General features: G+C 71.0%; 23 protein-coding genes. 14 read left to right on the forward strand and 9 right to left on the reverse strand.

The window, feature by feature from the left end:
• The first annotated feature begins 143 nt into the window (after positions 1 to 143).
• From U8525_RS24970 to U8525_RS24980, 3 genes are all read left to right on the forward strand, one after another.
• Positions 144 to 1,268 (forward strand): AI-2E family transporter, encoded by a 1,125-nt coding sequence (locus tag U8525_RS24970; RefSeq protein WP_374268821.1) that lies wholly within the window; start codon positions 144 to 146, stop codon positions 1,266 to 1,268.
• Entirely contained in the window at positions 1,268 to 1,882 is a 615-nt protein-coding gene (locus tag U8525_RS24975; protein WP_374268822.1) for a DedA family protein, read from the forward strand. Before U8525_RS24970 ends, U8525_RS24975 begins: the two co-directional genes overlap by 1 nt.
• Positions 1,883 to 2,215: 333 nt before the next feature.
• Positions 2,216 to 2,368, forward strand: coding sequence for a hypothetical protein (locus U8525_RS24980; protein WP_374268823.1), 153 nt, complete (start codon positions 2,216 to 2,218; stop codon positions 2,366 to 2,368).
• 11 nt (positions 2,369 to 2,379) lie between these two features.
• Here the strand turns inward: U8525_RS24980 and bioA are convergent, their stop codons facing one another.
• Positions 2,380 to 3,711 (reverse strand): adenosylmethionine--8-amino-7-oxononanoate transaminase, encoded by a 1,332-nt coding sequence (bioA, locus tag U8525_RS24985; RefSeq protein WP_374268824.1) that lies wholly within the window; start codon positions 3,709 to 3,711, stop codon positions 2,380 to 2,382.
• Positions 3,712 to 3,990: 279 nt separating this feature from the next.
• On the opposite strand from bioA, the gene U8525_RS24990 reads away from it, so the two are divergent.
• Positions 3,991 to 4,788 carry an acyl-CoA desaturase gene (locus tag U8525_RS24990; protein ID WP_374268825.1) on the forward strand — a complete coding sequence of 266 codons (798 nt, stop codon included), beginning with the start codon at positions 3,991 to 3,993 and terminating at the stop codon, positions 4,786 to 4,788.
• Between the two features lie 67 nt (positions 4,789 to 4,855).
• Here the strand turns inward: U8525_RS24990 and U8525_RS24995 are convergent, their stop codons facing one another.
• The 5 genes from U8525_RS24995 to U8525_RS25015 form a co-directional block, all read right to left on the reverse strand.
• A complete protein-coding gene (locus U8525_RS24995) occupies positions 4,856 to 5,713 on the reverse strand; it encodes an SDR family oxidoreductase (RefSeq protein WP_374268826.1) in 858 nt (285 codons plus the stop codon).
• A gap of 189 nt (positions 5,714 to 5,902) precedes the next feature.
• On the reverse strand, positions 5,903 to 6,403 hold the full coding sequence (locus tag U8525_RS25000) for a serine/threonine protein kinase (protein WP_374268827.1): 501 nt from the start codon (positions 6,401 to 6,403) through the stop codon (positions 5,903 to 5,905).
• A gap of 10 nt (positions 6,404 to 6,413) precedes the next feature.
• Positions 6,414 to 6,767 (reverse strand): serine/threonine protein kinase, encoded by a 354-nt coding sequence (locus U8525_RS25005; RefSeq protein ID WP_374268828.1) that lies wholly within the window; start codon positions 6,765 to 6,767, stop codon positions 6,414 to 6,416.
• A gap of 157 nt (positions 6,768 to 6,924) precedes the next feature.
• Complete coding sequence (locus U8525_RS25010) at positions 6,925 to 7,851, reverse strand: DUF2381 family protein (protein WP_374268829.1); 927 nt, start codon at positions 7,849 to 7,851, stop codon at positions 6,925 to 6,927.
• Positions 7,852 to 7,935: 84 nt separating this feature from the next.
• Positions 7,936 to 8,793 (reverse strand): SDR family oxidoreductase, encoded by an 858-nt coding sequence (locus tag U8525_RS25015; protein WP_374268830.1) that lies wholly within the window; start codon positions 8,791 to 8,793, stop codon positions 7,936 to 7,938.
• A gap of 108 nt (positions 8,794 to 8,901) precedes the next feature.
• Between U8525_RS25015 and U8525_RS25020 the strand changes: the two genes are divergently transcribed.
• The 3 genes from U8525_RS25020 to U8525_RS25030 all read left to right on the forward strand — a co-directional run bounded on the left by U8525_RS25020 (position 8,902) and on the right by U8525_RS25030 (position 11,386).
• Complete coding sequence (locus tag U8525_RS25020) at positions 8,902 to 9,312, forward strand: winged helix-turn-helix transcriptional regulator (RefSeq protein WP_374268831.1); 411 nt, start codon at positions 8,902 to 8,904, stop codon at positions 9,310 to 9,312.
• A gap of 83 nt (positions 9,313 to 9,395) precedes the next feature.
• Positions 9,396 to 10,595: a GNAT family N-acetyltransferase gene (locus tag U8525_RS25025; RefSeq protein WP_374268832.1), complete on the forward strand. Its 1,200-nt coding sequence runs from the start codon at positions 9,396 to 9,398 to the stop codon at positions 10,593 to 10,595.
• A gap of 95 nt (positions 10,596 to 10,690) precedes the next feature.
• Complete coding sequence (locus U8525_RS25030; RefSeq protein WP_374268833.1) at positions 10,691 to 11,386, forward strand: suppressor of fused domain protein; 696 nt, start codon at positions 10,691 to 10,693, stop codon at positions 11,384 to 11,386.
• Positions 11,387 to 11,407: 21 nt separating this feature from the next.
• Here the strand turns inward: U8525_RS25030 and U8525_RS25035 are convergent, their stop codons facing one another.
• Positions 11,408 to 13,393: an ATP-binding protein gene (locus U8525_RS25035; protein ID WP_374268834.1), complete on the reverse strand. Its 1,986-nt coding sequence runs from the start codon at positions 13,391 to 13,393 to the stop codon at positions 11,408 to 11,410.
• A 204-nt stretch (positions 13,394 to 13,597) separates the two neighbouring features.
• Here U8525_RS25035 and U8525_RS25040 point away from each other — a divergent pair, with 204 nt between their 5' ends.
• Positions 13,598 to 14,674 carry a dipeptide epimerase gene (locus U8525_RS25040; protein WP_374268835.1) on the forward strand — a complete coding sequence of 359 codons (1,077 nt, stop codon included), beginning with the start codon at positions 13,598 to 13,600 and terminating at the stop codon, positions 14,672 to 14,674.
• A gap of 4 nt (positions 14,675 to 14,678) precedes the next feature.
• Here the strand turns inward: U8525_RS25040 and U8525_RS25045 are convergent, their stop codons facing one another.
• Positions 14,679 to 15,863: a S41 family peptidase gene (locus U8525_RS25045; protein WP_374268836.1), complete on the reverse strand. Its 1,185-nt coding sequence runs from the start codon at positions 15,861 to 15,863 to the stop codon at positions 14,679 to 14,681.
• Between the two features lie 123 nt (positions 15,864 to 15,986).
• On the opposite strand from U8525_RS25045, the gene U8525_RS25050 reads away from it, so the two are divergent.
• The gene (locus tag U8525_RS25050) at positions 15,987 to 16,616 is read left to right on the forward strand and encodes a LuxR C-terminal-related transcriptional regulator (RefSeq protein ID WP_374268837.1); all 630 of its coding nucleotides are present in this window, start codon (positions 15,987 to 15,989) and stop codon (positions 16,614 to 16,616) included.
• Here the strand turns inward: U8525_RS25050 and U8525_RS25055 are convergent.
• Positions 16,613 to 16,759 (reverse strand): hypothetical protein, encoded by a 147-nt coding sequence (locus tag U8525_RS25055; RefSeq protein WP_374268838.1) that lies wholly within the window; start codon positions 16,757 to 16,759, stop codon positions 16,613 to 16,615. The two genes, U8525_RS25050 and U8525_RS25055, sit on opposite strands and share 4 nt — an antisense overlap.
• A 133-nt stretch (positions 16,760 to 16,892) precedes the next feature.
• On the opposite strand from U8525_RS25055, the gene U8525_RS25060 reads away from it, so the two are divergent.
• The 5 genes from U8525_RS25060 to U8525_RS25080 are packed head-to-tail and all read left to right on the forward strand — an operon-like array spanning position 16,893 to position 22,831.
• The gene (locus U8525_RS25060) at positions 16,893 to 18,437 is read left to right on the forward strand and encodes an AAA family ATPase (protein WP_374268839.1); all 1,545 of its coding nucleotides are present in this window, start codon (positions 16,893 to 16,895) and stop codon (positions 18,435 to 18,437) included.
• A complete protein-coding gene (locus U8525_RS25065) occupies positions 18,434 to 19,261 on the forward strand; it encodes a hypothetical protein (RefSeq protein WP_374268840.1) in 828 nt (275 codons plus the stop codon). The genes U8525_RS25060 and U8525_RS25065 overlap by 4 nt, the downstream gene beginning before the upstream one ends.
• Positions 19,258 to 20,973: a M48 family metalloprotease gene (locus U8525_RS25070; RefSeq protein ID WP_374268841.1), complete on the forward strand. Its 1,716-nt coding sequence runs from the start codon at positions 19,258 to 19,260 to the stop codon at positions 20,971 to 20,973. The genes U8525_RS25065 and U8525_RS25070 overlap by 4 nt, the downstream gene beginning before the upstream one ends.
• Entirely contained in the window at positions 20,973 to 21,536 is a 564-nt protein-coding gene (locus tag U8525_RS25075) for a hypothetical protein (protein ID WP_374268842.1), read from the forward strand. Before U8525_RS25070 ends, U8525_RS25075 begins: the two co-directional genes overlap by 1 nt.
• Positions 21,533 to 22,831 carry a phenylacetate--CoA ligase family protein gene (locus U8525_RS25080; protein WP_374268843.1) on the forward strand — a complete coding sequence of 433 codons (1,299 nt, stop codon included), beginning with the start codon at positions 21,533 to 21,535 and terminating at the stop codon, positions 22,829 to 22,831. The genes U8525_RS25075 and U8525_RS25080 overlap by 4 nt, the downstream gene beginning before the upstream one ends.
• Positions 22,832 to 22,852 lie beyond the last annotated feature (21 nt).

The following is a 22,852-nucleotide window of genomic DNA, read 5'->3' on the forward strand; positions in this document are numbered from 1 at the left end:
CGGCCGGTGATTGCGTCTGGCAACGTCCCTTCACCGAGGCCGGGTGTCACCCGCAGGACGCTTGGGCCGCGCCCGACGCCTGCCCGCGCACTTGGTGGACGACGGTGGTTGCCGCCGGGCCCGGAAGGATGCATCCGCAGGGCATGGGGCCCGCAGCCGGTGGCCCACCCCAGGGAGCCCTGCCGGTGTCCGAGCCCGTCGTCCCGCCGCAATCGAAGTCCCAGGTGTCGCTCCGCACGGTGTTCACCGTGTGCTTCGGGGTGCTGGGTGTGATGCTCCTGGTGGTGCTCGTCGCCAAGACGCGCGTGGCGCTCACGCTCACCGGCATCGCGGCGCTCATCGCGCTGTCGCTGGAGCACGGCGTGTCGCGGCTGGAGAAGCGCGGCCTGAAGCGCTGGCTGTCCATCACCCTGGTGCTGCTGACGCTGTTCATCGCCGTCGTGGCGCTGGGCCTGCTGGTGATTCCGAACCTGGTGGAGCAGGTGGACGCGCTGGTGACGCAGTGGCCGCACCTGTGGAAGCAGGTGCGCGGCACCGGCATCCTGCGCGCGCTCAACCAGCGCCTGCAGAGCCTGGGCTGGAACGAGCGGCTGGAGGAGGCCACGCCCGCGCTCGCCGGGCCCCTGCCCTCGCTCCTGATGAGCGCCATCGGCGGCGTGGTGGGACTCCTGGGCGGTATCATCACCGTCTTCTTCCTGGTGGTGTTCATGCTGGTGTTCGGCGGCGGCGTGCTCCGGCGCCTCCTGGACCTGGCCCGCCCCGACCACCGCCTGCGCTACGTGCGCGTGCTGCGCAACGTCTACAGCGCGACGGGCGGCTACCTGTCCGGCATCACCCTCATCTGCGCCATCAACGCCACGCTCACCACCACCATGCTGGCGGTGCTGGGCATGCCCTTCTACCTGCCGCTGGGCGTGGCCAGCGGCTTCTCCAGCCTGGTGCCCTACGCGGGCCCCATCATCGCGGGCGGCATCATCACCCTGCTCACGCTGGCCACCGGCGGCCTGTGGAAGGCGCTGGCGGTGTTCATCTACTTCCTCCTCTATGGCCAGTTGGAGGGCAACGTGATGGCGCCGCTCGTGTTCAAGCGCACCGTGCACGTCAACCCGCTCGTCACGCTGCTCGCGGTCCTCTTCTGCGTGGAGCTCGCGGGCATCGTGGGCGCGGTGGTGGCCGTGCCCGTGGCGGCCACCGTGCAGATCATCGTCCGCGAGGTCCTCCTCTTCCGCCAGGAGCGCCGCGCCGCGGCCGTCCTGCCCGAGCCCTGATGAGCCACTCTCCCCTCCAGCTCCTGCTGACGCACGGCTCCGGCCCGCTCATCTTCCTGGTGCTCGTGGCGGGAGGGCTGGGGCTGCCCTTCCCGGAGGACCTGGTGCAGCTGGCGGCGGGCGTGCTGTCGCACCGGGGCGCCATGCCGCTGCCGCTCGCCATCGCGCTGTGCTTCGCGGGCGTGCTGTGCGGGGACACCGTGCTCTTCCTCACCGCGCGCCGGCTGGGGCAGGCCCTGTATACGCACCGGCGCACCCGCCGCCTGTTCCCGCCCGAGCGCCGCGAGCGCATCCAGGGGCTGTACGCGAAGCACGGCTCGCGGGTCGTCTTCATCGGCCGGTTCCTGTCCGTGCTGCGCGTGCCGGTGTTCGCCATGGCCGCGGCGGAGGGCATGCCCCTGCGGCGCTTCCTCTTCTGGGACGGGCTGGCGCTGTGCCTGAGCTCGCCGCTGGTGGTGACGCTGGGCTACCTGGGGTCCGCGAGCGTGGATCGCGTGGCCAGGGGCGTGGGCCGCGTGGAGCACTTCATCGCGCTGGCCGGCGTGGCCGCGCTGCTGGTGGCGCTCGCGGTGCGGCATGCCCGCGAAAAGCGGCAGCCCCGCGCGGCCCCCTGAGCTTCGCGGAGCGGCCGCGCTCCCCCAGGCCCGGCGAATCCGCTATCAACCGGACGTCTCCCCTGGTCCCCACCGCCATGGGCTGGCTGTCCGGCGGCAGGGAGATGGGTGCGCTCATCCGGTCCATGGACTGGTCGAAGACGCCGCTCGGGCCGGTGGACACCTGGCCGCAGAGCCTGCGCACGACGCTCGGCCTGTGCCTGTCCTCCACCGTCCCCATCCTCATCGCGTGGGAGCCGGAGCGCGCGCAGCTCTACGCGGCTCAACGCGCTGCGGGACCTCTCGCGCATCGAGGCGGGCGAGCTGGACCTCCACCTGGAGGAGCGCGACCCGATGGAGCTGGCGCACGAGGTCCTCGACCTCTTCCGCGAGCGGATGGAGCAGGCCCGCTGCCCCCTGGAGCTGCGGGCGGAGCTGAACCTGCGCGTGTGGTGGGACCGCGCGCGCATGGGAGGCAGGAGGGGGCTCCCCGGCACGCGCCGCTGACGAGGGGCGCCTCAGCCCGCCGCCACCTCGCGCAGGCTGTCCTCCACGCCCTGGAGCAGCAGGTCCAGGTCCGCGTCCGGGATGTTGAGCGCGGGCGCGATGTAGACGGTGTTGCCCATGGGGCGCAGGTAGAGGCCGCGGCGTCGGGCGGCCTCGTACACGCGCCAGCCGCTGTCCGCGAAGTAGCCGCCTCCGCCCAGGTCCACGGCGCCCACCATGCCCACCGCGCGCGGGCGCTCGAGCCCGGGGAGGGTGGCGGCCATGCGCTCGAAGGCGGCCTTCACGCGCGGCGCCTTGCGCTGGACCTGCCCCAGCACGTCCTCGTCGCGGTACACGGCCAGCACCTCGCGCGCCACGGACGCGCCCAGCGGGTTGCCGCAGTACGAGTGCCCGTAATAGAGCGCCCGGTCCTTCGCCCCCAGGAAGCCCTGGAAGATGCGCTCGGACGCGAGCGTGGCGGCGAAGGGCATCAGGCCGCCGCTGAGCGCCTTGGCCAGGCACAGCAGGTCCGGCACCACGCCGGCCAGGTCCACCGCGAAGCGGGCGCCGGTGCGGCCCATGCCGGTGAAGACCTCGTCGGCGATGAGGAAGGTGTCCACCGCGCGGGTGGCCTCGCGCACCTCGCGCACGAAGTCCGGCGACGACATCCACATGCCCGCCGCGCCCTGGATGACGGGCTCCAGGATGACGCCGGCGATGCCATCCGGATCCGCCGCGAGCGCGGCCTTCAGCTGCGCCAGGGCGCGCGCGTGGCCGTCGGGCTCCGCGGGGGACGGCACGTGCACCACGTCGAAGAGGAGCGGGCCGAACACGTCGCGGAACTCGTGCACGCCGCCCACGCTGGTGGAGCCGAGGGTCTCGCCGTGGAAGGCGCCGGTCAGGGTGATGAAGCGCGTGCGGCGGGGCCGGCCGTTCTGCGCCCAGTACTGCGCGGTCATCTTGATGGCCACCTCCACCGCGGTGCTGCCGTTGTCCGAATAGAAGACACGCGACAGCCGCTGCTCCGGGGGCACGTCCGCCCGGTCCGCGCCCGGGGCCAGCGCGGTCAGCTCCGCGCCCAGCCGGGCCGCCGGGTCGTGGGTGATGCCCGCGAGCGAGACGTGGGCCAGGCTGCCCAGCTGCTCGGTGAGCGCGCGGACGAGGCGCGGGTGACGGTGGCCCAGGGTGGACACCCACCACGAGCCGTTGGCGTCCAGGTAGCGCCGTCCGTCCGCATCATGGAGCCAGACCCCCTCCGCGCGGACGATGACGAGCGGATCCGTCTTCGCGATGTACGCCTCCATGGCGGTGTAGGGGTGCCAGACGTGCTGCTTGTCGAGTCCGACGAGGGTGGCCCGATCCACGGATGAAGCTCCTGGGCGTCGCGAGGGGTGACGCGCCGCGTGCCCTTCTGCCCTCCCTGGAGGCGGCCCGCAACGTCGCGGTGCGACACGGCAGCCGGGGATGAATGGCTGGCCGCACCGGGGCTTATCCACCAGCGGACAGGCGGCGGGAGGGGGCCGCTCAGTGGCGTGCGTCCGGAGCGGGAGGTGGATGGAGGGACGGTGCCGGTGACGTGGGGAGCGCTGACATTGCCGTGACAGCGGGGGTGTTAGCCCTGTGTCTGTCATCACGGGAGAGTCATGGCCATCGTCATCTTCTTCATCAGTCACTGGCTGCTCTGCGTCTTCTTCCAGAGCTTCTTCCAGCACCGTTACGCGGCGCACCGGATGTACAGCATGGGGCCGCGGACGGAGAAGGTGATGCACCTGCTCACCTACCTGGTGCAGGGCTCGTCGTACCTGTCGCCGCGCGCGTACGCCATCCTGCACCGCGAGCACCACGCGTACTCGGACACGGAGAAGGATCCGCACTCGCCGCACTACTTCAAGGACGTGCTGCGGATGATGTGGCACACGAAGGAGCGCTACTCCGGCCTCGTGACGCGGAAGATCCAGCCGGAGCCGCGCTTCGACGGTGGCTATCCGGAGTGGAAGCTCGTGGACGAGACGCTGGGCCAGTCCTGGTGGGCGGTGCTGGGCTGGGTGGCGCTCTACACGGCGTTCTACGTGACGTTCGCGACGTCGCCCTGGCAGTTCCTGCTGCTGCCGATCCACTTCGTGATGGGGCCGGTGCACGGCGCCATCGTGAACTGGTGCGGTCACAAGTACGGCTACCGGAACTTCAAGGGCAGCGACAAGTCGCGAAACACGCTGCCGGTGGACGTGCTGTGCATGGGGGAGCTGTTCCAGAACAACCACCACAAGTACGGCAGCAGCCCGAACTTCGCGGCGCGCGCCTTCGAGATCGACCCCACGTGGCAGGTGATGCGCGTGCTGTCCAAGCTGGGCGTCATCCGCATCACCACGCCCCAGCGCGCCGTCTATCCGGAGCCGCGCGAGGTGGCCCGCCAGAGCGGCGCCGGAGCGCAGGCGGCCTGACATAGCGTCCAGACTTGAAGCAACGCGGGGGAGCCGTCCGACAGGGACTGCTCCCCCGTGGTGTTTCTCAACCCTGCTTGAGCATGCCGGCCAGCTCCTCGGCCAGGGTCGTGGTGGGACGGCCGATGAGGCGGCTCAGCGTGCGGCTGGTGTCGTTCAGGTCGCCCCGGGCGATGCCTTCGTCGGAGTTCGCCAGCACGTCCGCGTAGCCCTTGGGCAGGCCCGCCTGCTGGAGCGCGGCGGCGAAGTCGGCCGGTGACAGGTCCTGGTACGTCACGGTCCTGCCAGACTGGCGGGACAGCTCCGCCGTGTACTCCGCCAGCGTGAAGCCCGTGTCGCCCGCGAGCTTATACACCTGGTTCTCGTGGCCCGTGCCGGTGAGCACCGCCACGGCGGCGTCCGCGTACTCCTGGCGGGTGGCGGGAGCGACGCGGCCGTCCTTCGCGCAGCCCCGGAGCACGCCCTGCGCCAACGTGCGCTGTGCGGCCTCCGTGTAGTTCTCCAGGTACCAGCCGTGCCGCAGGAACACGAACGGAAGCCCTGAAGCGCGGATGGCCTCCTCCGTGAACAGGTGCTCTCCGGCCAGCAGCATCCGCGATGTGTCCGCGTGCAGGATGCTCGTATAGGCCAGCAGCTTCACGCCGGCCTTCTTCGCCGCGTCCACCACGGTCTGGTGCTGCTTGCGGCGCTGGCCCACCTCGCTGGAAGAGATGAACAGCACCGTGTCCCCATGGGAGAACACGCCATCCCAGGTCTCTGGCTGGCTGTAGTCCGCCTTGCGCACCTGCACGCCGCGCGCGTCCCACTCCGCGGCCTTGTCCGGATTGCGCACCGCGACGGTGACCTGGTTGGCGGGGACCTTCTTCAACAGGCCCTCGATGACGAAACGGCCCAGCCGGCCCGTGGCTCCCGTGACGACGATCATGGCTGCCTCCGTGTTGCGCATGGCAAGGAGCATTCCAAGCCCTCGAACAGCCCTGCTCTACACCTCGCCCGCTCCGGTTCTCCAAAACCTGTCCGACTGTCGGACAGGTTCGTGCGAAACGCCGCCGCCAGGAGGCTCAGCAGAACTCTCGCTTTCTCATCCCTGGGAACCGGATTCCTGCCCGAGGGTTCAGAGGAACTCGTCCACGATGAAGACGCCCCCGCCGGAGAACTCAAGGACAGCGGTTCCGGGGGCTGAGCCAGGGAGCTTCCGCATCTGTCCCTTGGCCGTCCGCGCCACCGCGCAGATGGGCACCCGCTGTGATGCACCCGGTGGAAGGGCCTCGAAATAGCGGATGACTGCCTGGGGTCCGCTCGTCCAGACGTATCCATAAAGGCGCGCCGGTGCCTCCAGCGTCCCCAGGTCGTCGACCAACACACTCTCGACATGGCCTTCGTGCAAGGTGATGGACCGGCTACGCATCTGGTTCACATCGAATTCGACCGTCGCGCCATCCCCCACGCCCAATCGCAGATAGCGCATTGCCTTGAGCGCCTCTTCCGGGCATTTCTCGGGCCCGGGAGTTCCGTCGGGCCGCAGACTCACTTTCCCTGTCGCGGCACCAGCGCAACCCGCGATCAGGGCCATGCAGAAGAGACCGCACGCAAACTCAAACGTCCTGGAAGCCATCCCGTGGAGCTTAGAGGAACTTGTCCACGATGAAGACGCCGCCTCGTGAGTACTTGAGGACGGCGGTTCCCGGGAGAGAGCCGGACAGCTTCCGCATCTGCCCCTTTGTCATGCGAACCACCGCGCAGATGGGTACCCGCGCTGCCGAATCCGGGGGACGCGCCTCGTAGTAGCGGATGACCACCTGGGGTCCACTCGTCCACACGTAGCCGTAGAGCCGCGTGGGCGAGTCCAGTGGCCCCAGGTCACTCAACAACATGCTCTCGACCCGGCCCTCATAGAGCGTGACGGGTTCGGCGTCGCCCTGGTTCACATCGAACTCGACGAGCGCGCCAGCCCCCACCGCCAGCCGCAGATAGCGCATCGCTTCGAGCGCTTCTTCCGAGCACCGCTCGGGTCCCGGTGTCCCATCGGCTCGAAGCGACACCCGTCCCATTGTCGAGCCCGCGCATCCCGAGGCCATTACCGACAAGGCAAGGCAGCACACACGTTCGAGCTTCCTGGAGACCATTGCCCGGCTCTTACTCACGCACCAGTTGAGGGTCCAGCAGCACGGAGGCCTGGAGTCGCCCGTCATGCTGGTAGACCTCCAGCGCCAACTCCTCGAACTTTCCCTCCGGGTTGAGGAACGCACTGCGGTCCACCACGAACGCGATGGCACCTGTCTGCCCCACCGCGATCGACTCGCGTTCGGCCCGGATGGCCACGGTCTTCGGCGCGCGACTGGATGATGCGAAGAGCTTCGTCTGGGACAAGCGCCAGGTCCGGCTCTCACTCTGATTCGTCACGCTGAGCATGATCGCCGCCTTGCCCTTGCCCGAGTAGACCGTCATCGAGAGCTGGGCATCCACGTCATATCCACGCCACGTGTGCTGCCGCTTGAACGGCGTCTGCGCCCCAGCCCCCGACACCAGTAGCGCCGCCAGCGCGTGGTCCGTGGAGGTCTCCTCCTCACGCAGCCTCGCGTTCTCCAGCTCCAGCTCATTCTTCGCCCTGAGCGTGCGCGTCAGGACGGAGACCAGGGACTGGTAGCTCTCCCGGTCCTTGAAGACGTCCACCTGCTGATCCGTCCAGCCACCCTCCTCCATGAAAGGAGGCCGCAACAAGAACGACATCGCGGTCCCATCCGCGAGCGTCACGAGCAGGGGAACGCTCTCATCCGGCCCCAGGGCCCGGAGGGGCTCGATCACCACCCGCTTCCCCGCGACCACCAGAGGCTCGAAGCGCCCCTCCCATCCCAAGAGCTTCGTCTTTAGCGGGTCGCAGGGTTGCTCGAACCGGAGCACCGTCACGATTTGTCCCGACACGTGGATGCGGTGGGCCGCGTCATCCGGATGCTCCGACAGCACCAGGGTTCGGATCTGCGCACGCTCACGTGGCCCTGCCAGGGCAGGAGCAGCCACGAGGACGAGCATAGCGACGAACCAACTAGGTAGGGCGTTCCGCATCGAACCTGGACCCTACCCAAGCCGTCCGTTCCACGCCAAACTTCCGGACTGGCACGCAGGTCCGGAAGGTCTGTGCCGGAACGCTCAGCCCTGCTTCAACGCCGCGCCAATCGCGCTCCCGAACGGCGCCGTGGGCCGGCCAATCAGCCGGCTCAGCGTGTGGCTGGTGTCATTCAGCTCCCCGCGCGCGAGCCCCGCGTCCGCGTCCGCCAGCGTGTCCGCGAAGGGCTTGGGCACGCCCACCTGCTGGAGCGCCGCGGAGAACTCCGCCACCGGCAGGTCCACGTACTTCACCGGCTTGCCGGACTGGCGCGACAGCTCCGCCACGTACTCCGGCAGCGAGAAGCTCGCGTCCCCCGCCAGCTCGTACACCTGGTTCTCGTGGCCCGCGCCCGTCAGCACCGCCACCGCCGCGTCCGCGTACTCCTCGCGCGTCGCCGCCGCCACCCGGCCGTCCTTCGCGCTGCCCTGCACCACGCCGTACTGGAGCGCCGGCCCGAGGTGCTCCGTGTAGTTCTCCACGTACCAGCCGTTGCGCAGGAACACATACGGGATGCCCGACGCGCGGATGGCCTCCTCCGTCGCCTTGTGCTCCCCCGCCAGCGACAGGCCGCTCCGGTCCGCGAACAGGATGCTCGTGTAGGCCAGCAGCCTCACCCCCGCCTTCTTCGCCGCCTCAATGACCACCAAGTGCTGCGGGAAGCGCCTCCCCACCTCGTTCGCGGAGATGAGCAGCACCGTGTCTCCCTTCGAGAACACTCCGCTCAGCGTCTCCGGCTGGTCGTAGTCCACCTTGCGCACCTGCACGCCGCGCGCCGCCCAGGCCTTCGCCTTGTCCGGGTTGCGCACCGCCACCGCCACCTCGTTCGCCGGCACCTTCTTCAGCAACCCCTCGACGACGAACTGCCCCAGCTTCCCCGTGGCTCCCGTGACAACGAACATGGCTTCGCCCCTTCCTTCCCGCGCCCCAGGCGCGAATTCGAACCGGCACTGACCCTAACGGCGTCACTCACTTTTGGTAAGTACGCACCTCGTGGTAAGTGTCACGCCATGAAGACAAGCAAGCGCAGCCCGCTGCTGGAGAAGGTGAAGCAGCGCGGGGACCTGTACGCGGCGGCGTGTCCCTCGCGCGGCGTGCTGGAGCACGTCACCAGCCAGTGGGGCGTGCTGGTGCTCGTCGCGCTCAAGGAGGAAGGCACCCACCGCTTCAGCGAGCTGCGCCGCAAGGTGGGCGGGGTCAGCGAGAAGATGCTCGCCCAGACGCTCCAGGCCCTGGAGCAGGACGGCTTCGTGCACCGCGAGGCCCACCCCGTGATTCCCCCGCACGTGGACTACAGCCTCACGCGCCTGGGCGGGGAGGTCGCCGTCCACGTGGAGGCGCTGACCTCCTGGATTGAAGACAACATGGCCCGGGTGATGGCCGCCCGGACCCGGGCGCCGCCCCGCAAGAAGGCCTCCTGAGGCGCCCTGGGCCCGCTCGCCCGGGTGCCCGCCGGAGGGACGAACGGGAGCGAAGGAGACAGGCCCGCGTTAAGACTGCTCCCGTGCCCGCCGACACCCCTCTCAAGGTCCGCATTCTCGACGCCATCCGCGATGTCCCGGCCCCCCAGTGGGATGCCCTGGTCGCCGACGGCGCGCCCCCCTTCGTGCGCCACGCGTGGCTGTCCGCCATGGAGGAGAGCGGCAGCGCCACCGAGGACACCGGCTGGGCCCCGCACCACCTGACGCTGTGGCGCGGGAAGAAGCTCGTCGCCGCCGCGCCCGCCTACCTCAAGTTCCACAGCATGGGCGAGTACATCTACGACTTCGGCTGGGCCAACGCCGCCGCCCAGCTGGGCGTGGAATACTACCCGAAGCTGCTCGTGGGCGGCCCCCTGTCCCCCGCCACCGTGCCGCGCTTCCTCACCGCCCCCGGCGAGGACGCCTCGAAGCTACGCCTCGCGCTCCTCCAGGCCGCCGTGGACGCGGCCCGGGCGCAGGGCTGCTCCGGCGTGCACGTGCTCTACCCCACGGACGAGGAGGCGGACCTCCTGGAGGAGGCCGGGCTCGCGCGCCGCATCACGCTCCAGTTCCATTGGAAGAACCCGGGCTATCAAGGCTACGACGACTACCTGGCCCGCTTCGACTCCAAGCGCCGCAACCAGCTCAAGCGCGAGCGCGGCGCCGCGGCCACCCAGGGCATCCAGCTGCGCACCGTGCGCGGCGCGGAGCTGACGCAAGAGCACGCCCGACGCGCGTACACCTTCTACACGTCCACCTGCGAGCGCCACGCCTGGGGCCAGGTGCAGCTCACCCCCGGCTTCTTCGAGCGCGTCTTCCGCGACCTGCCCCACGCGGTGGAGATGGTGGAGGCGGTGAAGGACGGGAAGGTCATCGCCGGGGCCTTCAACCTGGCCACGCCGGAGCGGCTCTACGGCCGCTACTGGGGCTGCACGGAGGAGCACCCCTTCCTGCACTTCAACGTCTGCCTGTATCACTCCGTGGACGACTGCATCCGCGCGGGCCGCAAGGTCTTCGAGCCCGGCGCCGGCGGCGAGCACAAGGTGTCTCGCGGCTTCGAGCCCACCGCCGTGCACAGCGCCCACCTGGTTTTCGACAAGCGCCTGGACAAGGCCGTGCGGAGCTTCCTGCGCATGGAGCACGCGCGGCTGGCACCCGCGGTGGAAGAGGCGGAGCGCATCTGCGGCCTCAAGCCGTGGGCCGGCTCCGGAGCCGGCGGGGCCCCCGGGTCCACCGGTACCTGAAAACCCCGGACGTCTGTCCGCCAGCCCACCGGCCGGTGGGCATCCGCGCGCGGTTCAAGTTGTGAAATCGGGGTGAACCTCTAGAGTCCGCCCCCATGAAAGTCCCGGAGACAGAGGAAGACTTCATCCAGTGGTACGAAGACTGCTGGGCCGACCGCGATGAGGTGGAGTACCCCAAGCTGTTCGGCGCCATCCGCGAGGAGGTGGACCTCCTCGAGGGCACGGGCGTGCTGGAGGGGTGGCTGGAGAGCGAGCTGGCCCAGGGCACGGAGCTGGATCCGAACTGGCTGCCCATGGGCGTGCGCGTGGCGCCTCCCAGCCCGGAGCACCCGTACTGGACCTACGTGACGAGCGGCCTGTCCAACCCCTTCACGGTGGCCCCCGGCGAGGACCTGCCGGACGACGCCCGCAGCGGCCTGGGCTACGAGATGGTCATCCACACGCCCGAGGAGGAGCGCTGGCCCGTGCTGCGCCTGCTGGACATGATGGCCTACAACCTCGTGTGCGCGCGGCTGTTCGCCATGGGGCACCGCTACCCTGTGGACGGCACGCTCACCGGCGGTGACACCAAGCTGTCGGGCTTCGTGTTCGTGAAGGACGCCACCCGCCCCAGCCACTTCACCCTGCCCAGCGGCCAGGTGGAGCTGCTCACGCTGGTGGGCGTGACGAAGAACGAGATGGCCTTCGCGCGCTCCAACGGCATGGACAGCCTGATGAAGCGGCTGGCCGACCCCGCGAACCCCACCACCGCGTACATCACGCGGCCGGAGCGCGACGAGGTGAAGCTGTAGGCTCCGCGGCGCGCCGCCGCGCTACCCCGTGCGCGGCGGCGAGGACTCCACCAGCGAGTGCAGGAGGCCCGGCTCGAAGGGCTTCTCGATGCGCGGCAGCGGCACGGCCTGGAGGAAGGCGCGGGCGCGCTCCGTGAAGCTGCCGCCCGTCATGAACACGAAGCGCGACAGGAGCTCCGGCCGGCGCCGCGACAGCTCCGCGTGCACGTCCATGCCGGTCAGGTCCGCCATCATCAGGTCGCAGAAGACGCGGTCGAAGGCGTCGTCCTCCTCCAGCAGCGCCAGCGCCTCCCGGCCGCTGTGCGCCACCACCACGTCGTGCTGCCGGCCCAGCATGCGCCGGAGCACCGCGGTGAGCTGCGGCTCGTCGTCCACCACCAGCACGCGCTTGCGCGCGGACCCATCCTGCGCGCCCGCCGCGGGGACGCCCGGGGACACGATGGGCTCCGAGACCGGCAGCCGCACCTGGAAGGTGCTGCCCATGCCGGGGATGCTGGTGGCCGTCAGCTCGCCGTGCATGCTGCGCACGAGCCCCAGGCAGATGGACAGCCCCAGGCCGCTGCCCTCCCCCATGGGGCGCGTGGTGAAGAACGGCTCGAAGGCGCGCTGGAGCACCTCCGGCGTCATGCCCAGGCCGGTGTCGGACACCTCCACCAGCACCCACGCGCCCTCGCGGCGGGTGGTGACCGTGACGCGGTGCCGGTCATACGCGCCGGAGGGGATGGCGTGCGCGGCGTTGATGAGCAGGTGGAGGAACACCTGGCCCAGGCGCGTCTCGTGCGCCAGCGCGGGCGGCACCTGGCCGAAGCGGCGCTCCACCTGGGCGCGGCTCCGCAGGTGGGTCATCGCCATGGAGATGCCGAACTCCACCGCCGCGTGCACGTCCACGGGCTCCAGGCGCAGCTCGTCCGCGCGGGCGAAGGTCTGGAGGTCGCGCACGATGACGCGGATCCGCTCCGCGCCCTCGCGCGCCTCGCGCAGCGCCTCCAGCGCCTCCCCGAGCGCGTCCTGGAGCCCGGGGCGGCGGGCGAGCGGCGTGAGCTGCTCCACCGCGAACTGGAGGTTGCCGGTGACGTAGGACAGGGGGTTGTTGATTTCGTGGCCCACGCCCGCGGCCAGCTGGCCCGCCATGGCCAGCTTCTCCGACTGCACCAGCCGCTCGCGCGCGGCGATCAGCTCGTGCGTGCGGCGCTGGGCCAGGGCCTCCGCCTCCAGGCGGCCGGAGTGCTCGCGGGCGAGCAGCGCGTCGCGCTCCGCCTGCACGCGCTTCTTGTCGGTGATGTCCCGCGCGTAGGTGGAGATGTTGCGGCCGCTGGACCAGGTGTGCACCTCGTGCCAGCGGTCGCGCCCGGTGCGCAGCTCGAAGAGGCGGTAGCTCTCCTCGGCGGCCGCCTCGCGCAGCGCGCGCTCGAGCGGGGTGCCGCACAGCTCCGGGCACGCGTCCCACAGCACGCGGCGGAAGAGCGCCTCGGGCGTGCGGCCGGTGAGCGCGGCGGCGTTGCGGTTCACGTAGGTGAGGCGCCAGGCCGTGTCCACGGTGAAGAAGGCGTCCGGCATGCTCTCCAGCACGTCGCGCACCCAGTCCAGCGTCTCGCGCAGCCCCTCCTCCACCCGCTGGGCGCTGGTGATGTCACGAAGGCGCAACAGCACCCCGTCGCGCAGCGGCACCGCGGTGCCTTGCAGGAGGACGTCCCCTTCGGAGAAGTGGTCCGCGTGCGGCCGGCCGGACTCCACCACCTGGCGCAGCAGGTCCATGCGGCCGGCGATGCCGTCCTTCGAGGACACCTCGCCCAGGCGCCGGCCGCGCAGGGACTCCGGCCCGCGGCCCAGCGCGCGGGCGGCGGCGGGGTTCGCCCACAGCCACTCGAAGTCCTGGATGGCCCCGCCCGGTGAGCGCACGGCGCGCAGCACCATGCACGCCTCCGGGTGCTCACGCTCGGCCTCCTCCAACGCGGCCAGGAGCGCGTCCGGGAGCGGCAGGGCCACGGTCGTCTCGGTCGCGGACATCCAACTCCTCACCGCCCCGGCGACTGCCCACCCCGCGGGGAGCCCGCATGTCGCCACGAATTGCACGGCGGCTCAAGCCAGCCACAAAGTTCTTTTATTTCTCAATATTATTGAATTACAGAGATAATCACTGAATGAATGAGGGAGGGATTCAACGAAGCGCTCCCTCCCACCCGAGGACGTCGGCCACACTCCCACCCACCCATGCGCCCTCCCTTCATCACGCACGTCGCGTTCGAAGCGCTGCACCTGCCCCTGACGGAGCCGTTCGCCATCGCGACGGGCGCGCAGCACGCGGCGGAGAACGTGCTCGTGCGGGTGACGCTGGCGGACGGCACCGTGGGGCTGGGCGAGGCGGCGCCCTTCACTGCGGTGAGCGGGGAGACGCAGGCGAGCACGCTGGCCGCGCTGGCGCCGGTGCGGGGGCTGCTCGTGGGGCGCGATGCCCGGGCGTGGCGTCCGGCATCGGAGGCGCTGGCGGATGCGCTCGCGCTGGCGCCGGCCGCGCGGTGTGGCGTGGAGATGGCAATCCTGGATGCGCTCGCGCGGCACCACCGCATCCCGCTGTATGCCTTCTTCGGCGGAGCGGGGACGGCGCTGGACATCGACATGACGGTCACCGCCGGGGACGTGGCGCACGCGGTGGCGTCCACGCGGGCCATCCTGGGGCGGGGCATCGACACGTTGAAGGTGAAGGTGGGCGCGCTGGATCCGGACTCGGACGCGGCGCGGCTGGTGGCCATCCACCAGGAGGCCCCGAAGGCGCGGCTCTTCGCGGACGCGAACGGGGGCTACGACGTGGCGGAGGCGCTGGCGTTCCTCAAGGAGCTGGAGCGCGCGGAGGTGCCGCTGTCGCTCTTCGAGCAGCCGGTGCCCGCGTCCGACTTCGCGGGGCTCGCGGAGGTGACGCGCCGCTCGAAGGTGCCGGTGTGCGCGGACGAGTCGGCGCGCTCGGTGAAGGACGTGCTGCGGCTCATCCGTGAGGACGCGTGCCACGGCATCAACATCAAGACGATGAAGTGCGGGATGGTGGAGGCGGTGACGATGTGGAGCCTGGCCCGCGCGGCGGGGCTGGAGCTGATGGTGGGCGGGATGGTGGAGAGCGTGCTCGCGATGAGCGCGTCCGCGCACCTGGCGGCGGGGCTGGGCGGCTTCACCTACGCGGACCTGGACACGCCGCTGTTCATCGCGAGCCATCCGTTCCAGGGCGGAGGCCAGTACGCGGGCGCGCGGCTGACGTTGGACCCGGACGCGCCGGGGCACGGCGTCACGCTGCGCTGAGGCGTCAGCCCTTCACGAGGGAGGCGGCCACGTCGAGCGCCTTCTCCCGCTGCGGATCCGCGCCGGCCGCGTAGGGCAGCGCGTCCGGGACCTCCACGTCCACCGGGACGCCCACGCCCTCCAGCCGCTCGCCGTCCACCTTCACGTCCATGACGGCGAGGTAGAGCAGGTCCCCGTTGGCCAGCTTCTGCGGCCCGCCGCCCAGCACCGCGCCCGCGGTGCGCTGCCCCACGAGCGTGGCCAGTCGGTGGCGCTTCAGCGTGAAGGCCACCAGCTCCTTGCCGCTGCGTGAGTTGCCATTGACGAGCAGCACCACCGGCTTGCGCCAGGACGGCGTGAAGGCGTGAGGCGCCCCGTCTCGGCCGGTGCTGACGAGCTGGGGGACCTGGGGGTTGAAGAGGTTGACGAAGGTGGGATTGCAGCCGCCCCAGCCGTCGCGGAAGTCGATGACGAGCGCGTCCGCGTCCGCGAAGGTGTCCTGGAGCGCCTCCTCCAGGGCCTGCTGGTACTCCTCGCCGGTGCATGCGTAGACGTGCTGGTAGGCGACGCGGCGGCCCTGGCGCTCCACGACCTGCCCGCTGGCCTTCTGGAACGCGAGCCACTCCTGGCGCGGGTTCACGCGGTGGGGCGTGACGGTGAGCGAGAGGGGCTCAGCGCCCTTCACGCGCTCCACGGTGAGGCGCGTGGCCTTGCCCGCGCGGCGCGTGAAGGCATGCCAGGGATGAAAGGGTTTGCCCTCCACGGCGACGAGCCGGTCTCCCCGGAGCAGGCCCGCCTTCGCGCCGGGGCCCTCCGCGAAGACGTGGCGGACGAAGAAGCCTGCTGGCATCTCCACCACGTCCACGCCGATGCCGGTGGCCTCCACCTTCTTCTGTTTGAGGAAGGTCTGGAAGATGGCGGACACCTCCGCGTGGCCAGGGCTCTCCTTGGGGTAGTAGGCCGTGTGCGAGGCCTTCAGCTCCGCGAGCGCCGCGCGGGTGCGCCGGGTGAAGTCCTCCACGTCCCTGGCGTCGGCGGCATAGCCCTGGTGCGCGTCCGCCCAGGCGGCGCCCTGCTCCGCGTCGAGGAAGCGGGTGCGCACGAGGGCGACGATCTCCTCGCCCTGCTTCGCATAGGAGGGCGGCGAGGCCTGGACGCTCCCCGCGAGGAGCAGCCCCGCCATCCACCCGTGCGTGGTCCGGACCGTCATTGCGTACCCCTCCCGCGAGGACTTCACGATTCTTCACAAGGGAGCAGCCCCGAGGAAGGGAGGGGCGCCCTGGCGCCGCGCGGTGTGGCGAACGGAGCGGGCGCGGTTAGGGATGAGGGGCTCATGTTGGATGCGCCCTCGTCACCGCCCAGGCTCGCGCTCGTATCGGAGGACCCCCTGGCCCGGGGCGCGCTCGCACGGGCGCTGAGCGACCAGGCGGAGGCCTGGACGGTGGTGGCGGCGGGCACGCAGGAGGAGCTGGAGTCGGCGAGGGGCGCGCCGCCCGATGTGGTGCTCTGGGATACGGGCCTGCGGCTGGAGGAAGGGGCGGCGCCGGACCTGGGCGCGCCGGTGCTGGCGCTGGTGGCGGACGAGGCAGCGGGCGAGCTGGCGTTGGGCGCGGGCGCGAGGGGCCTGCTCTTGCGCGACGTGGCGCCGGGGATGCTGGGGGCCGCGCTGCACGCGGTCGCCCGAGGCCTCACGGTGTTCGAGCCGGGTCTGGCCCAGGTGCGCGCGGCGCCCAGGAGCACGGCGCCGTCGGGAGCGCCGGGCCCGGACGCGCTGACGCCGCGCGAGCGCGAGGTGCTGGGCCTGCTGGCGGAGGGCCTGTCGAACAAGGCCATCGCGGACCGGCTCACCATCAGCGAGCACACCGCGAAGTTCCACGTGAACGCGGTGCTGGCCAAGCTGGGCGTGCAGCGCCGCACGGAGGCCGTGGTGCGCGCGGCGCGGCTGGGGCTGGTGACGCTCTAATCGCTGGTTCGAAGCTCGCGCAGATGTTCGACGCCCCAGAGGAACACTGGCTCCACATCCTTGTATTGATGGTCGGAGATGGCCATCACCATCGCCTCCGCTTCATCGATCGGGCCAGCCTCCGCAGCAGCAATTCGTTCCACTTCCCGGCTCCCCTCCTCGACCTCGAACGCGTCCGCGTAGCATGACTCCTGGAGCCTGGTCACCCCCCAGGGAGGGAGCCTGCGTCTCCGGGCATCGCAACGACCATCCCCGCTGCTACACTCCCACCCCTCCATGGCCAACCAGGATTGGGTCTCGCGCCTGCTCACCGGGCGCGCGTCGGCGGACAAGGGCCTCAGCGTCCACCTCTCCGAGCGCGACGGCGGCAGCCTCCACGACAAGATGCGGCAGGCGTATTGGTGGATCACCAACAACGCCGTCATCTGCCCCTACTACGACATCGAGTTCGGCGGCTCCGCCGCGCTCAAGAACACCGCGGGGGACGAGGTCCACCTCCCGGAGGACATGAGCTACAGCTCCTTCGTCCTCATCCCCCTGCTCACCCTCTTCACCTGCCGCCGCGCCCTGCTCGTGGGCGGGCCGGGCCGCGGGAAGACCACCTCCGCCATCCTCATGGCCCTGCTCTCCGGCATGGGCCGCGAGGACGTCCACCGGGGCATCCAGCGCGGCCACCCGCAGCTGTCCATCGCGGACCTGCTCGGCGCCCCGCTGCCCTCCGACATGCTCAAGGCGGAGGACCTGTCCGCCGTGAAGGTCAGCTGGCGCAAGTGGATTGGCCAGCGCGTCAAGATCGTCGACGAGTACAACCGCATCCCCACCAAGACCCAGTCCGCCCTGCTGTCGCTGCTGGGCGAGGGCTACGCGGAGATGATGGACCAGTACGTCTACACCGGCCGCTCGTCCTGGTTCCTCACCGCCAACGACGACCAGGGCGGCGGCACCTTCCAGGTCATCGAGGCCCTCAAGGACCGCCTGGACGTCGTCGTGCGCGCCGTGCCCTTCAACTCCGGCTTCGTGGACACCCTGCTCCAGCGCATCGAGTCCGACAAGTCCCCGGAGGAGCTGCTCCCCAAGGACATCGTCTTCACGCCCGGCGAGTTGGAGAAGGCCTACAACGCCATCCTCGCCGTGGAGGTGCCCAAGGGCGTGCTGGAGCGCGTGGCCTTCTTCCTGGGCCAGCTGGACTTCTGCCGCATGGCGTCCCCGCGCTTCGAGTTCAAGCACAAGGACACGCTGAAGCTGGCCGGCCAGACCGTGTCCGCCGTGTGCAACGAGCAGTGCCCCCTGGACAAAAAAGTGCACCTCTGCACGCAGACGGAGAACGGCACCAGCGTGCGCGCCTACCAGACCATCCTCCACTTCGCGAAGGCGCTCGCGTTCTTCCGCGGCCACCGCGTCGCGGAGCTGGAGGACTTCCGGCAGATCATCCCCTGGGTGCTGCACGAGAAGCTCACCCCCAACGCGCGCAGCCCCTTCTTCGAGGTGAAGGGCAACAAGCTGCTGCTCCAGGACCGGGTGGCGTGGATCCGCAACATGTTCGACATGGCCATGGCCCGCTACGGCACCCACGCGCCCGTGCGCCAGAAGGTCGTCGCCCTGCGCGCCGAGCTGGACCTGGGCCTGTCCGGCGTGGACCTGCGCACCACGGAGAGGCGCCTGTCCACCGTCACCGCGCTGATGAACGAGCTGATGACCCGCCAGGAGCTGTCCGGCCCGGTGTACGAGGACCTCATCCACTTGAAGTCCCTCTACAGCCGCTACCGCAACTACGCGACGTGGCTGAAGGAGAACCCGGGCGGTCAGGGGCAGCAGCCATGAGCGACTTCGTCAAGGACCTGGAGAACGAAGCCCGCGGCCGGTTCGTGCGCTGGGACCCCGCGCTGTGGACCGCCTTCCTGGATGGCCCCGGGGTCCGCCTGGGCCAGGCGCTGACCAGCGGCGACGCCGCGGCCGGCGAGGAGCTGCTGCGCGACTACCTGCGCCTGGGCGCCGAGGGCATCGGGCTGGGCTACCTGTACCCGGAGTCCGCCGGGCGGCGGAACTTCTTCACGCTCGCGTGGTCGGACCTCGTGCCGCGCCTCCTGCCGAAGCTGCGCAAGGAGGAGCAGGCCCCGGCGCTCGCGCGCATGTGGAACCTCAGCGAGAACCTGGAGTCCGCGCCGCCCTGGGTGCAGCGGCTGTTCTGCCGCCTGGGCGCGAGCCTGACCTCGCTGGCGGACCTGGAGGGCCACCTGCACGCCATCGCCAACGAGGCGATGGAGCCGCCCTCCCAGACGCTGGGCGACACGTCCACCGCGCAGTGGGTGGACCTGTCCCAGGAGGACGCGCGCTTCATGCCCGGGGAGGTGCACTTCCTGGCGCCCGCCGTCGTCTGCGTGCACGACCGTCACCGCGCCACCGCTGCGGGCGGACGCGACGCGGCCACGCAGGGCGTGTGGCTGGTGAAGAAGCCCGTGCTCCTGGGGCCCATGGGCTGCAACGAGCGGCTGGAGCCCTCGACGGGCAAGCCCTCCAAGGCGCTCACCTCGCTGGCGCAGCGCGACCCGCGCGCGGGTGACTGGTACAGCACCCACCACAACGAATGGCGCGCGGTGGCCACGATGCACACCTCCCAGTGGCTGGCGGTCCTCCTGCCGACATGAGCGCGGGCGCGGCCTTCACCCCGGAGGAGGTGGAGCGGTGCTGGCGCGACGCGCTGGCGCTGTGGGACGTGCACGTGGAGCTGAGCCCCCCCGTGCCGCACCAGCGCTTCCGCCCCGGCGAGGCCGCGCCGGATGAGCCGCTCGCGTACATCGACCTGGCGCGCCGGCAGGTGTTCGTCCACTTCGACCTGCTGGTCCGCATGGGCGCGCGCGACAGCCTCACCGCCGTGCTGGCGCATGAAATCGGGCACCACGTGCGCTTCCCGCACACGCTGGGGTGGGACGCGGAGCTGCGCGTGCTGGAGCAGCGCCTCATCCCGGGCCTGGCCCAGTCGCTCACCAACCTGTTCTTCGACCTCCAGGTGAACGAGTTCGTGGGCCGCACCCACGCGGAGGCCCTGTGCCAGGTGTACCGGGGCTTCCTGCGCACGCCCGAGGGGCGCGAGAAGAAGAAGAAGAAGGATCCACGAAAGAAGGAGGACGGCGGCGCGGGCAGCCCGACCCCGCTGTTCTGCTTCTACCTGGCCATCTACGAGGAGCTGTGGCGCCGGGAGCCCGGGTCCCTGGTGCCCGAGGCCCTGCTGCCGAAGCTGGAGGCGGCCTACCCGGGCTTCCGCGCGCAGGCGCGCATGTTCGTGCAGACGTTCTACGCGCTGCCCGACCCGCGCCTGCAATTCCTCTACTTCTGCGCCGCGTTCATCCGCTTCATCGACATGCCCTCCGAGATGGGCTTCCGCATCCCGCTGGCCGGGGACGTCTCCACGCCGGACGAGGGCGACCTGGACGCGGCGATGCAGGCCGGCGGCCGGTGGGCGGATGCGCTGGACGAGGCCCGCGCCAACGGCTGGCTGGATGACGCTCACGACACGAAGGAGTCGGAGCCGCTGGACGCCATCCGCCGCGTGACGGCGCACCTGCCCGGCACGAACGGCGGCACGCTGCGGCGGGCGCTGGTGGCCCGCTACTACCGTCGGCTCGTGGACCAGTACCTCCTCAAGCTGCCCGCCTCCCCCTCGAAGCCAGAGCCCTACCTGCGCACGCTTCCGGAGGCGTGGGAGTACGGCGACGACCCGTCCACCATCGACTGGACGCTCACGGTCATCTCCCAGGGCCCCCTGGCGGCCGTGGCCCCGCTGCGCCGCGAGCTGGAGGCGGACCTGCCGCCCCCGTCCGACCTGGGCGTGCCCGCGCTGGAGATCTACCTGGACACCAGCGGCTCCATGCCCAACCCGGAGCAGTCGCTCAACGCGATGACGCTGGCCGCGCAGGTGCTGTCCGCCTCCGCGCTGCGCAAGGGCGCCACGGTGCGCGGCATCATCTATTCGGCGGACAACCCCATCGTGTCCCCCTGGATGTACGACGAGGAGACGGCGCGCGACTTCTTCTTCCACTACATCGGTGGAGGGACGTGGTTCCCGGTGGAGGTGATGGAGCAGCTGTCCGAGGAGCGGCCGGACGTGCTGCGCGTCGTCATCTCCGACAGCGACTTCCTCTACAACATGCGCCAGGAGGGCGCGCTGCCGCGGTTCGCCCGCGCGATGGCGCGCTCGCGCCGGGTGGTGGCCTTCCTGGCGGTGGTGGACGATGCGACCGTGCGGCACGTGATGGCGCCGGTGATGGGGAGCCCGCGCTTCCGGCTGGCGACCGTGCAATGGATGTCTGACTTTGGCCGTGCCGCCGCGGCGCTGGCCGATGCCCTCTTGGAGAACTGATGGCGGTCTCGATTCCCCACCTCCGTGAGCAGCTGGCGGCCACGCCCCTCGTGTCGCCGTATCCGCACGACCTGGCGGTGGCCATCGTCTGCGACACCTTCCGCCTGGCCAGCCAGCGGCCCCCGTCACAGGCCGAGTGGGCGAAGCTGGAGCAGCGCCTGAAGAACCCGCTGTTCCGCGAGCAGGTGGGCATGCTCGCGCACGTGCTGGTGTCCTCGGACCTGCGCAAGAAGACGGTGCTCTACCTCACCCCGGACCGCACCCCGCAGGCGCGGCTCCACCAGTTCTTCGAGGAGGTGCACCCCCTCACCGCGGAGATGATCCGCGCCAACGCCTTCCGCCAGGAGGAGTTCCTGCGCAAGTGGCTGGCGGCCCTGGGCGCGGACGTCGAGGGCGAGACGGAGGCCGAGTCGAAGCGCCGCCTCAAGGACCTGGACTACCGGCAGGCCGTGACGGACCTGCGCAAGGTGGAGGAGGCGCGCAAGAAGGAGGCGGACCGGCGCCAGGAGATGCTCCAGGAGGCCCAGCGCAAGGAGGCCGAGGCCCGGGGCTGGCGCGAGTGACGCTCGGGGTCGCGCCCAGGGCCCGCATCCGCCGCGACAGCCACACGCAGCGCCCGCACCTGCCGTGGGCGCTGGACGTGGCGGCGGCGCTGGCGCGCGGCGCGGCCACGGTGGACGAAGCCGCCGCCCGCGCGGCGCTGGAGGCGCGCCTGCCGGCCCTCCGCGAGGCGCTCCGGGGCTCGCCCTACTACGTGCGCGTGCTGCGCGAGGCGGGCCTGCACCCGGGGGACCTGCAGCGGCTGGAGGACCTGCGCCACTTCCCCGCGCTGGACCGCGCCACGCTCGCGCGCCACTGGGAGGACGTGCCCACCCTGCCCGCCGCGTCCGACGAGTGCGTGGTGGTGAAGAGCTCCGGCACCACCGGCGACCCGGTGAACGTGCTGCGCGACCGGCGCGACTGCCTGCTCATGTGGGCCGTGCTTCGCTTCTTCACCGAGCGCGCCGGCGCCGCGCCCCCGCCGCGTCCGCGCGTGGTGCTGCTGGACGCGCTGCCTGGAGGCCTGGAGTACTCCGTGCGCCTGCCGCTGTTCCACGACGGCGCCCTGCACCGCGTCTCCGTGCTGCGCGACGACGCGGTGGCGCGCCTCCAGCGGGTGAAGGCCTCGGTCGTCTTCTCCGACCCGGAGGGGCTGCGCTGGCTGCTGGCCCACCCGGAGGTGCCCTCGCCCCGGCTGGCGCTCACCTCCGCGCAGCACCTACCCCAGGCGCTGCGCGACGCGTGGAGGCGCGAGCGCGGCGTGCCGGTCCTCAACTACTACGCCGCCACGGAGACGGGGCCGCTCGCGTGGGAGTGCCTGGAGGACGCGAACCAGGGCCGCTTCCACGTGCTCACGCCGGACGTCTGGCTGGAGCCGGACGGGGACGAGGTGGTGGTGACGCGGCTGCGGCCCAGCGTGCTGCCGCTCCTGCGCTACCGCCCCGGGGACACGGGCACCGTGCGGCGCGACGCGTGCGCCTGCGGCTTCCACGGCTGGACGCTGACGGGGTTCGGGGGACGCGGGGCCTGCGCGTTCCGCACGCCCTCGGGGCGCGCGGTGGACGCCTGGTCCCTGGCCTGGGTGTTCAAGCACCATCCGCTGCGCGCGTTCCGGCTGACGCAGGTGACGCGCGAGCGCTTCACGCTGGAGCTCTCGGGCGCGCCCCCGGACAGCGTGGCCGCGCTGTGCGAGCGGCTCGCGGCGGCGCTGCGCAACCTGGGCTGGGACGCCCCCGTCGTGGAGGCGCGCGGGGAGCAAGGAGGGGCCCCGGTCGCCAAGCCGCTCCCCTTCCGTTGCGAGCTGGAGCCTTCTGGGTGAGCCGGGCCTCCGCCCGAGCGT

This window comes from Corallococcus sp. RDP092CA (genome assembly GCF_041903675.1).
Lineage (GTDB): Bacteria > Myxococcota > Myxococcia > Myxococcales > Myxococcaceae > Corallococcus.

What these genes read in the sequence shown, in the direction of transcription:
- U8525_RS25000 (WP_374268827.1), bottom strand. Translation starts at nt 6,403, where the DNA reads ATGGCTTCCAGGACGTTTGAGTTTGCGTGCGGTCTCTTCTGCATGGCC.
- U8525_RS25015 (WP_374268830.1), bottom strand. Translation starts at nt 8,793, where the DNA reads ATGTTCGTTGTCACGGGAGCCACGGGGAAGCTGGGGCAGTTCGTCGTC.
- U8525_RS25040 (WP_374268835.1), top strand. Translation starts at nt 13,598, where the DNA reads ATGCGCCCTCCCTTCATCACGCACGTCGCGTTCGAAGCGCTGCACCTG.
- U8525_RS25075 (WP_374268842.1), top strand. Translation starts at nt 20,973, where the DNA reads ATGGCGGTCTCGATTCCCCACCTCCGTGAGCAGCTGGCGGCCACGCCC.
- U8525_RS24970 (WP_374268821.1), top strand. Translation starts at nt 144, where the DNA reads ATGGGGCCCGCAGCCGGTGGCCCACCCCAGGGAGCCCTGCCGGTGTCC.
- U8525_RS24975 (WP_374268822.1), top strand. Translation starts at nt 1,268, where the DNA reads ATGAGCCACTCTCCCCTCCAGCTCCTGCTGACGCACGGCTCCGGCCCG.
- U8525_RS24980 (WP_374268823.1), top strand. Translation starts at nt 2,216, where the DNA reads ATGGAGCTGGCGCACGAGGTCCTCGACCTCTTCCGCGAGCGGATGGAG.
- U8525_RS25005 (WP_374268828.1), bottom strand. Translation starts at nt 6,767, where the DNA reads ATGCGCTATCTGCGGCTGGCGGTGGGGGCTGGCGCGCTCGTCGAGTTC.
- U8525_RS25020 (WP_374268831.1), top strand. Translation starts at nt 8,902, where the DNA reads ATGAAGACAAGCAAGCGCAGCCCGCTGCTGGAGAAGGTGAAGCAGCGC.
- U8525_RS25030 (WP_374268833.1), top strand. Translation starts at nt 10,691, where the DNA reads ATGAAAGTCCCGGAGACAGAGGAAGACTTCATCCAGTGGTACGAAGAC.
- U8525_RS25045 (WP_374268836.1), bottom strand. Translation starts at nt 15,863, where the DNA reads ATGACGGTCCGGACCACGCACGGGTGGATGGCGGGGCTGCTCCTCGCG.
- U8525_RS25060 (WP_374268839.1), top strand. Translation starts at nt 16,893, where the DNA reads ATGGCCAACCAGGATTGGGTCTCGCGCCTGCTCACCGGGCGCGCGTCG.
- U8525_RS25070 (WP_374268841.1), top strand. Translation starts at nt 19,258, where the DNA reads ATGAGCGCGGGCGCGGCCTTCACCCCGGAGGAGGTGGAGCGGTGCTGG.
- U8525_RS25050 (WP_374268837.1), top strand. Translation starts at nt 15,987, where the DNA reads ATGTTGGATGCGCCCTCGTCACCGCCCAGGCTCGCGCTCGTATCGGAG.
- U8525_RS25010 (WP_374268829.1), bottom strand. Translation starts at nt 7,851, where the DNA reads ATGCGGAACGCCCTACCTAGTTGGTTCGTCGCTATGCTCGTCCTCGTG.
- U8525_RS24995 (WP_374268826.1), bottom strand. Translation starts at nt 5,713, where the DNA reads ATGATCGTCGTCACGGGAGCCACGGGCCGGCTGGGCCGTTTCGTCATC.
- U8525_RS24990 (WP_374268825.1), top strand. Translation starts at nt 3,991, where the DNA reads ATGGCCATCGTCATCTTCTTCATCAGTCACTGGCTGCTCTGCGTCTTC.
- U8525_RS25035 (WP_374268834.1), bottom strand. Translation starts at nt 13,393, where the DNA reads ATGTCCGCGACCGAGACGACCGTGGCCCTGCCGCTCCCGGACGCGCTC.
- U8525_RS25065 (WP_374268840.1), top strand. Translation starts at nt 18,434, where the DNA reads ATGAGCGACTTCGTCAAGGACCTGGAGAACGAAGCCCGCGGCCGGTTC.